Source organism: Bacillus sp. SA1-12 (assembly GCF_000981385.1).
In the GTDB taxonomy this organism is placed as follows: Bacteria; Bacillota; Bacilli; order Bacillales; family Bacillaceae; genus Metabacillus.
Genome location: NZ_LATZ01000049.1, coordinates 1 through 9,255, shown reverse-complemented (window position 1 = coordinate 9,255; position 9,255 = coordinate 1). Strand labels below are relative to the sequence as shown.

The following is a 9,255-nucleotide window of genomic DNA, read 5'->3' as shown; positions in this document are numbered from 1 at the left end:
TGTAAATATGAAGACCGGACCGCCAAGCAGCCAACCTAATAGAAGGACAAGGCTTTCAACCATGATCCGCACCCGGCTGATCGACATCCCCAATTTATCGGATATCGAAAGCATGAACCCATCCCTTGGCCCAGCCCCGATCCTCGCTCCTGAGTACATTCCGCCACCGATTCCCATCAGTACAACACCTAAGAACAAAACAAGTACATCTGTGAAAACAGAAGAGGATCGTGGAAATGCCTCCATATAAAGGAACAAGTCAACTAAAGGACCGACAGCCAAAGCATTCAGGAACGTTCCGATGTTGATGTAGCTCCGATCTAAAAAGAAGGAGACGACAACAAGAAGCAGTCCTACCAGAACAGTCCACGTCCCAATCGTAAGGCCGAATTTTTCAAATAAAGCGATATTTAGAACATCCCATGGGTGTATCCCTAAATGTTGTACTTGAATTGCTACTGAAATGCCATAACTGAAAATGGTCAACCCAACCATAGAACTATTTTGATCGGTTTAGTAAAAAAGAGACTGCTTATTGTTCAGCAATCGCTCCCTTTTCTTGAATAATTAAAAAATGACATAGTACACGTTCTTTTTGTACAACGTAAGGTGACCCAGAGAATGCAGCTATTCTACTTTGCGGGTAATAGGTTTGCTGGTCCCCCCTTATAGGAAAATATTTTTATGACTGATTAACACTCACCTTTATGTAAGTACCTGAACTAAAAGTGCATACTTACATATTTACAGTGTGCACTTTATTATCAAGATATAAATAATAATTAAGGAGGACAAATCTTTGAAAACTCTTGTTATAGTAACACATCCCAGCATAGAAACATCCGTCATTAATAAGCGATGGGTAGAAGAACTGAAAAAGTATCCGGAAAAGTATACTGTTCACGAATTGTCTAAGGTTTACCCTGATGGAAATATAGACGTTGAAAAAGAACAAAAATTAGTTGAGTCACATGGTAATCTTGTTTTCCAGTTCCCTATATATTGGTTTAATTGTCCGCCTCTCCTTAAAAAATGGTTTGACGATGTTTTAGCTTATGGATGGGCTTATGGTTCGAATGGAGGAGATAAATTAAAGAATCGTAGAGTTGCTTTATGTGTATCTGCAGGAATCAAAAAAGAAGATTATAGTGAAAACGGAAGATATCGGTATACACCTGAACAAATATTAGTTCCATTTGAAATGACATTCTTGTATTGCAATGCAAATTATCGTTCGTTTTTTGCGTTTTATGGTAAAGAAAATGAGCCGGGTGGAAACGAAGAAGAAGAAAATGAGCCAGGTACAAGCGACTTGGAAAAAAGCGCTCAGGATTATTTGAATTTTGTTGACAACCTGTAATAGGAATCTTTGTTATAAAAAAGAAGTATTTTTGTTGAGGAGATACTTCTTTTGATTTAAACAAAATAGCTATATCTATCGCTACACATCCTTCAGAGATGGCAAACGGTTTTTCTCTCCCCACTCGCACATCATATTTAACAATGGAACGAGAGAAAGACCACGGTCAGATAATGAATATTCAACTTTAGGAGGTATTTGGGGAAATTCCTTGCGTATGATAAGGCCCTCTGCCTCCAGCTCTTTTAACATGATGGTTAGCGTTTTAAAGGAAATGGTACCGATACTTCGCTTCAGCTCATTATGCCGCATAACCTTATTTTCAGATAGCCAATATATAATGATCATTTTATATTTACCACCTATTAAGGACAGCATATATCCAAAGCCAGTATCTTTTAGTTCAACGCCAGTCGGAACACAGGTTTTGCGCACAAGAAACACTCTCCTTTAAGTAAGAATATGAAATATGCATCCTATACTATAGATCATTATGCAACCTTATTGTAAAGGATGTGTTTATGGAATAAGGAAGGAATATTTGTTTCCTTCTGATAGCTTTCTATATAATGAGGCTCTAGACACATTTGTAATTTCACTATTTCCTTCTTTAATAAAGCTTTACTGCATAATTCATTCCTGCGTCTCGCCTTTTAATGGAACAATTTATTAAACACGATTCAAATGCGTATCTTTAAAATACGTAGGAATTTTCGCCCTCCCGTTCCAGTTTTTCATTTATATGGCTATTTTGGGACTTATCCCAAAATGACATTTAAAGGAGAGATGCCTTTGTGAACATGTCTCCTGATGCTAAGAAATATCATCTTAAGTTTATCGCCATTCAACAATCTCATCGAGATTTTGTCTTGTTTTTGGACGTTTGGGATCCTCATTCCGATATCCGAAAGCGACCATACAGGCTACACCGAAATCGTTGCCATCAATGATACCCTCATTTTGCAAAATAGCGTTCACCTGCTTTTTATCAAAACCTTCCATCGGACAGGAGTCAATACCGATTTGAGCCGCAGCTGTCATCATGTTTCCTAATGCTATATATGTTTGTTTGCATGCCCATTCAAAAATAAGAAGGTCATTATTTTCGAGTTTTGTTTCTACGAACGATTTGTAAGAACTAGAAACACCTTTAACAACCTCTTCAGGCATATCATGAATGTCTTTCATCATTTTGTTTATGTATGCTGAATTGTACCTTAATCCTTCTTCTCTTCTTGCCAATATAACTACAAAATGGCTGGCAGTGGGCAGTTGTCCTTGGGCACCGCCAGATACAGATTTTAATTTTTCACGAAGCACTTCATCCTGGATCACGACAAACTTCCACGGCTCAAAGCCGTATGAACTTGGAGACAATCTTCCTATCTCCAAAATAAAGTGAAAATCTTCATTCGAGATCTTTTTGTTGACATCAAATGTCTTGCAAGCATGTCTGAACTGGTAAGCTTTTAAAATTTCCTGTTTTTTACTCTCCGTTCCTATCATGTGGATCAACCTTCCTTTTCAGTTTTTTGTAAACAGTTTTCTCAGACAATCACCGTATTTATATTCACTCTGTTTGATAACAGATCCGCTGTTAGCATAACCAATTTTTGGATTGATGTCTATTAAAGTCTCTTCTTATTGACTATCTGTTATTTCAGTTCATAAATAATGTTCCATAAATCAGACATTATTTATGCTGCTAAAAACAACATTATCAAAAACAACCTTTTGTTAACCATTGCATTGTAGGTATACTTTAACGTTTTTGCATACCAAAATTTGTCGTTATTTAACATGATAATATTGTAACCTTGTGATTCTCTAAGAGATCAAGAAAATTAAGAATACTATAATAACTCTACAAATATTCCATTCCTTCTAATCAATCATTTTATGAATTCAAATGCGTTTGAATAAATGCAATTTATTCCTTATGATTGGTTTGAAATCAGTAAATTTTTTCGTTGTCTAAATAGAGAAAGGAGTTTTTACATGTTCGAACAACTATACCTGATTGATTTTGCTGTTTTATTAATTTTGGTTGTGTTATGGGCGATTGTAGCCAATCGTTTGAGTCGTCTTCCCTTCCGATATACAAAAAATGAATTGAAACAAAGTATAAAACGTTTTACCATTCTATACTTTTTGGCTCAAGTGATGGTAATTGCAGAGTTAGTCATCCTAGTCTTATTAGGTACTTATGGGTGGGAATTTATGAAGGAAAAGGTATTACTTTCAATGCCACTGTTCATTCCTTCAGCATTCTCAACACTTGTAACCCTTTCGATCTTGCGAAAGATCAACAGTCAAATAACAGACGATTTACAATCCACTGTAGATGAAATGGATCGAAAGTTACTTACCTCACCAAAATTTATTCTACCTATTCAAGCTACTCTGATCAGTTCCATCGTAGATTGGTATTCCTTCTATTTTATTTATCCATTTGAGTTAAATGTTTTAAATGCTATTCTCCTATGGATTGTATTCGCCTTGATTCTAGTTGCTTTATGGTTTCGACAAAAACGTCGCAGTGTAAAACTAATACAAACCAATTATGCCTTGACCACATCTACAAGACTTTTACGTGCTGTGATCTCTTTTGTTTGCCTTGCCATTCTCATTGGTGGCTGGTATAGCTTATCTATGAAAGCATCTGTTCTTCCAGATCATATAAATATGGGAAGCATGCATCATAATGAAATGAATATGCAAACGATGAACCATTCCATGCATAATAAAGAAATAAGTGTAACGACATTAACAGGTCCTCGAACCAAGAAAGTAGATCGTCATTTTGAATTAATTGCTCAAAAAAAGCAAGTAAAATTGAGTTCTGGTAAGACCATGGATGCTTGGACCTTTAACGGGATCACTCCTGGTCCAGAATTACGAGTGAAACAAGGAGAGATTGTTGAAGTTGTTTTGAAAAATAAAGATATTGAAGATGGGGTTACGATTCACTGGCATGGTTATAATGTACCAAATGCAGAGGATGGAGTTGCAGGAGTGACGCAAGATTCCATACCACCTGGAGGAACACATGTATACCGTTTTCAAGCAAAACAAGTAGGAACGTATTGGTATCATTCCCATCAACAATCGGCAAAGCAAGTAATAAAAGGGTTATTTGGTTCCCTCATTGTGGAACCAAAAGAGATTGCACAACCCAATACAAAAGATATCACGGTTTTAAGTCACGCTTGGCAATTGTCGAATGACTGGTCATTAACTCCCACGTATGGGTTAAAAGATACACTTGATCATCAAATGATTAAATCGGGTACACTTGTCAAATTGAGAATTATTAATGCCCAGAACTTCCCACAATCTTTCAAATTGTCAGGAGTTCCATTTAAAGTGGTAGCAATCGACGGAAATGATATTCAGTCGCCCACCTTAATAAAGAATCAGAAACTATTTATCGCTGGCGGTGGACGATATGATATTTTGTTCACAATGCCAAAGACACCAGTAAGGTTGAGCAGCCAAAGTGATGCAGGTGTAACTCCTGGGATTGTCTTTAGTGAGAAGAAAACAAATTCAACCCCAGCTATAAATGAAAATAATTCAGTATTTGATCCGAGTAAATATGGAAAAAAAAAAACAGACTCCTTTCACCATCAATAGTAAATTTGACCGCACCTTCAAAATAGTCTTAGATAGTCGATTAGGGTTCTATGATGGTAAACTATATCCTTTATATACTATTAACGGACGCGTTTTTCCTGATACTCCTATGTTAACGGTTAAAGAAGGTGATCTTGTAAAAACAACTTTTATCAATCGTGGTTTGGATCATCATCCGATGCATCTTCATGGGCATATTATGCTCGTTCTCAGTCGGAACGGGAAACCAACTACAGGAAGCCCTTGGTGGACTGATTCACTAGATGTAGGTCCCGGTGAAGTTTATGAAGTTGCTTTTAAAGCAGATAATCCTGGGATATGGATGGATCATTGTCATAATTTATGGCATGCAGAAATGGGAATGACGATGCACTTGTCCTATGAAGGAATCACCACACCTTTTCAAGTAGGAAAGAAAACAGCCAATCAGCCAGAATAAGCGATCGAATCTATACATTATCAAATTTTAGGACTGTTCCATAAGAATGGGATAGTCCTTTGATTTTACAAGATTCTTTCTTCCCATCGCGAATCATGCCCTCATCTAAACCAACAGCAAAGATGTTAAATATCGTCGTTTTGAGCAACTCTCTGGAAGTGCTCAATGATTACTTGACGAAATTCCTTTGCTACACTTGATAAATAGCGACTTTGATGTCTCGATAGTCCAATCTCCCGTATACACACTGGTTCCTCTATTTGCAAGAAGACAATGTTTTCTAGAGGCAAGACTTGTAATGCAGATTTTGGTATAAAGGAAATTCCTAGTCCTGCTTGAACCAGAGGACTTAATGTTGCTGGTTCATCACCTTCATACGCGTTTTCGGGTACAAATCCAGCCTTCTCACAATAAAAATCCATCAAGTCACGAATTCCATAACCTTTTTTTAAACTGACAAACCGTTCTTCCTTAAGTTCGGATAAACGAACTCGGTCTCTGTTCGCAAATCGATGGGTTGTTGGGACAATCACATAAATCTGCTCTTGGAAAACGATATCACAAACTAGTTCACTTCCTTGAATTGGTGGGGAAGATAAACAAAAATCTACCTCACCCTTCTTAACTCGAATTTCCATTTCATGGGTTCCCAACTGTTGTACATAAAACTGGACTTGTGGTCGAATTTCCCGAAATCGATGAAGGATATCTGGCAACATGTAAGCTGTGTTAACACCCAGTGCCAATGTACCATAATCAGCACTGGTCAAATCAACGATTTCACGTTTCCCTTCCTCCAATTCAAACAAAGCCCTCTCTACACGTTGAAGAAAAGAACGACCAAACTCATTTAGTCGTAACTTACGACCACTTCTGTCAAATAATGAGACACCCAAGTCCTCTTCCAATCGTTGAATCGTCTTACTCAACGATGATTGCGTGACATGTAATACCCCCGCAGCTTCGGTCATATGTTCCAAACGAGCTACCGTACGAAAGTACTCAAGCTGAAGAAGTTCCAATGTGTATGCACCTCACATTCCTTTTGATCAATCTTATTATAGACAAAAATGGATTTGTGTGAATATAAATTATTATTTATAATCCTATTATTTGTTACAAAACTCGTAGGTGGCGTCCAGAAAAGTATGGAGACCAAAAGATATTGAAATGATGAAGGCTTTAATTGAAAATGGTACACCAATTAAAGATGTTGCAGAAAAGTGAGGCGTTTCTCGCACGATGATCTATCGCTATTTAGATAGAAAGTAAATCGGAAGGGTTGATGTCTATGCAGAATGAACATCCTCCATTAACAGCTTATTCAGAAGAACAACGACAAGCAGCAATGTTAAAGTATCAAGTCATTGCTCCTTATCTTCTCAATGAGAAAACATTAACTGTCATTATAGAAGAAACTGGGATCGCAAAAAGAACTTTACAATACTGGATTCGGGACTATGAACAATTTGGATTAAAAGGTTTAATTCGAAAAACAAGAAGTGATGCAGGCAAAATACATTTAGAACCAGAAATTGTAGTGTCTATTGAACAACTAATTTTGAAGTATAAAAGGAAATCGCTGACGTCTATTCATCGAATGATCTGCGAGCAATGTCAGAAACAAGGCTGGCAACAACCAAGTTATTATCAAGTGTATAAGGTTTCGCAATCCCTTTCGCAAAGTTTGAAGAAGTTAGCTCATGATGGCCCAAAAGATTACGAAAATCAATATGATTTAATTCATCGAAGAGAAGCAAGCTATCCTAATGAGATTTGGCAAGCCGATCATACTTTACTAGATATTTTTGTAATCAATGAGAAAGGACAAGCCGAACGACCTTAGTTGACAATTATTTTAGACGACTACAGCAGGGCAGTCGCTGGCTATTTTTTAACCTTCCAAGCCCCTTCAGCTATCCAAACAGCACTCACATTACATCAAGCCATTTGGCATAAACGAAATCTTGATTGGCCAATTTGCGGAATTCCTGAACAGTTTTATACTAATCATGGCAGTGATTTTACATCGAATCATTTTCCGAATTTTGCTACCGGTACCCCTTGTTGAACTAAACTGCTTACGTTAGTCGAAAAAGGAAAAGGCTGCCGAAGCAGCCTTAGCTTGTTTAACACTAGCCTCCGTCATTTCAACAAAAATAAAGGTTTAGTAATAATAGTTCACCTTTTTTTAAATATTCGTTTAGCTCCACGGAACAACCACTTTATACCACCTATGATTATGTCTACAACTATAAAAACTATTAAATCAAATAAAAATTGAGCCATTTTTTGACCTCCTGCCACGTCAAAAGAGTCGTGGATTAACCATTTTCTTAATCTTAAATAGAACATCCTTAGAATGAAACCATTTTTATCAGGATTACAGTGGTAAATTTTTCATTGTTTTGTTCTAACCTGCTAGTTAATGCAAGAAAAAAGCAAAGCCTTACTCCTTAATGAAGAAAAGCCTCCGTTAAATTAGTAACAAGCTAATCAGTAGGTTCCTCTATTTCAAAATGAGAATGCCAATTTTCAAAATACTCATTTTTAGCTTCTTTCCAAAACACAACAACTGGGAAACTATGAAAAGTTTCACTTTGAGTTATTTCTTTAATCAATTCTCTGGCAGACGTTTCTCCAAAATCCCTAACAAAAAACTTTTTATCTAAGGGAAATTCCCAAACTTTGAATTTTGTCATTTCTTCATTTGTATAACCTGCTACATCCCGTAACCAATAAACAGCAACCTCTTTACTGTGGCTTATAACAACTTGAACAATGTGAAATTTGAAATCATCCTCTATTGCATAAGCTTTTAATTCTTTGACCTTCTTCATTGTAACTTGTTCTCCCTACATAAGTTTCTTTAACAATTTATGTCCATTATAGTTCACTTTTGTTCTTGAACTCCCTCAGTTTGATACGTTTATCTCTTGAATGCTCACTTATTCGCAGGATTTCATAACCCTTTTTAATTGAATTGACGGGTAAATAAAATGAGTTCAGATTAATTTTGCTTCGTGAAGGCATAGTTAAATAAAGGAGTGAGTTGATACTCCAATACTAGTTAACTCCTAGGTTTAGTAATTTATTCATTTTATTTTAACAAAAAAACGCCAAACAGGCGTTTATTCCATAAAATGTATTCGTTTTGCAGTGCCCTCTTAATAAGGATTGCGTTATTTCATATTTGACATAAAAAGTGACATAAAAAAGACGAGATTTTTCTACTTGTATGTAGGACAAAGCATCCATCTAGTGGATGGACGATCTTGTTAAAAGTATTTATACTCTAGAGATATATTTATACAAAACTTAACATCATGAACAGACCGTACAACTATTGATATATTTTATTGCGATTAAAAAATATCGATGTATGAAGAAGAAAACCGAAAAAGAAAAGACGATTCCCCTAAAGAAACCGTCAAAAGGAATGTGCTATGAGTAAATTATAGTACAAATCATAACAAAATAAGAGTAAAAATTATGGGATAGCTTATTCAAGATCAAGAATCGTGCCCTTTTATGGAGTAAAGATCAAACGAAAAATTCATTGATTGCATGATTTAAAAGCTAAGTGTAAACCTAAACGAAAGTTGACACTTAGGTTTTTATTTATCCTCAAAACATTGGTGTAGATCTATGTGTAATTATATTAAGTTATTTTAAAACTCATTATTCAATTAAAGGGCCATTTAATGGTGCGAAACGTTTCTAACCTAACTTGGGAGTGGTCACATTACCCAGATAAAAGTTAGACAATTCCTTCTGGAATTGAAGGATTATATCGAAGAGTCAAATGAAAGAGTAACGC

Annotated in this window: 10 protein-coding genes and 1 pseudogene; 6 read left to right on the top strand and 5 right to left on the bottom strand. The window is 36.1% G+C overall.

Features of this window, described 5'->3' with window-relative positions:
* Positions 1–495: YitT family protein (locus WQ54_RS17425; protein WP_046585879.1), on the bottom strand; the 495-nt coding region annotated here is incomplete at its 3' end.
* 304 nt (positions 496–799) lie between these two features.
* Here WQ54_RS17425 and WQ54_RS17420 point away from each other — a divergent pair.
* On the top strand, positions 800–1,360 hold the full coding sequence (locus WQ54_RS17420; protein ID WP_046585877.1) for an NAD(P)H-dependent oxidoreductase: 561 nt from the start codon (positions 800–802) through the stop codon (positions 1,358–1,360).
* Between the two features lie 81 nt (positions 1,361–1,441).
* Here WQ54_RS17420 and WQ54_RS17415 read toward each other — a convergent pair whose 3' ends face one another.
* Positions 1,442–1,795 carry a helix-turn-helix domain-containing protein gene (locus tag WQ54_RS17415; RefSeq protein ID WP_046585875.1) on the bottom strand — a complete coding sequence of 118 codons (354 nt, stop codon included), beginning with the start codon at positions 1,793–1,795 and terminating at the stop codon, positions 1,442–1,444.
* Positions 1,796–2,194: 399 nt separating this feature from the next.
* Positions 2,195–2,866, bottom strand: a complete 672-nt coding sequence (locus WQ54_RS17410; RefSeq protein WP_046585873.1) for an NAD(P)H-dependent oxidoreductase — start codon at positions 2,864–2,866, stop codon at positions 2,195–2,197.
* 492 nt (positions 2,867–3,358) lie between these two features.
* Between WQ54_RS17410 and WQ54_RS17405 the strand changes: the two genes are divergently transcribed.
* Both WQ54_RS17405 and WQ54_RS31995 read left to right on the top strand, forming a co-directional pair.
* Positions 3,359–4,996, top strand: coding sequence for a multicopper oxidase family protein (locus tag WQ54_RS17405; protein WP_052737853.1), 1,638 nt, complete (start codon positions 3,359–3,361; stop codon positions 4,994–4,996).
* Positions 4,926–5,435, top strand: coding sequence for a multicopper oxidase domain-containing protein (locus WQ54_RS31995; protein WP_084822135.1), 510 nt, complete (start codon positions 4,926–4,928; stop codon positions 5,433–5,435). The genes WQ54_RS17405 and WQ54_RS31995 overlap by 71 nt, the downstream gene beginning before the upstream one ends.
* Positions 5,436–5,560: 125 nt before the next feature.
* Here WQ54_RS31995 and WQ54_RS17400 read toward each other — a convergent pair whose 3' ends face one another.
* Positions 5,561–6,457 carry a LysR family transcriptional regulator gene (locus WQ54_RS17400; protein ID WP_046585871.1) on the bottom strand — a complete coding sequence of 299 codons (897 nt, stop codon included), beginning with the start codon at positions 6,455–6,457 and terminating at the stop codon, positions 5,561–5,563.
* Between the two features lie 113 nt (positions 6,458–6,570).
* On the opposite strand from WQ54_RS17400, the pseudogene WQ54_RS34775 reads away from it, so the two are divergent.
* The 3 genes and pseudogenes from WQ54_RS34775 to WQ54_RS34770 form a co-directional block, all read left to right on the top strand.
* Positions 6,571–6,662 (top strand): annotated as a pseudogene (locus WQ54_RS34775) (helix-turn-helix domain-containing protein); the annotation flags it as partial.
* A gap of 58 nt (positions 6,663–6,720) precedes the next feature.
* A complete protein-coding gene (locus WQ54_RS17395) occupies positions 6,721–7,281 on the top strand; it encodes a helix-turn-helix domain containing protein (RefSeq protein WP_231597558.1) in 561 nt (186 codons plus the stop codon).
* Complete coding sequence (locus WQ54_RS34770; RefSeq protein ID WP_231597557.1) at positions 7,282–7,506, top strand: transposase family protein; 225 nt, start codon at positions 7,282–7,284, stop codon at positions 7,504–7,506. It begins immediately after the preceding gene.
* A 421-nt stretch (positions 7,507–7,927) separates the two neighbouring features.
* Here the strand turns inward: WQ54_RS34770 and WQ54_RS17390 are convergent, their stop codons facing one another.
* Positions 7,928–8,275 carry a hypothetical protein gene (locus WQ54_RS17390; RefSeq protein WP_046585870.1) on the bottom strand — a complete coding sequence of 116 codons (348 nt, stop codon included), beginning with the start codon at positions 8,273–8,275 and terminating at the stop codon, positions 7,928–7,930.
* Between the last annotated feature and the right edge of the window lie 980 nt (positions 8,276–9,255).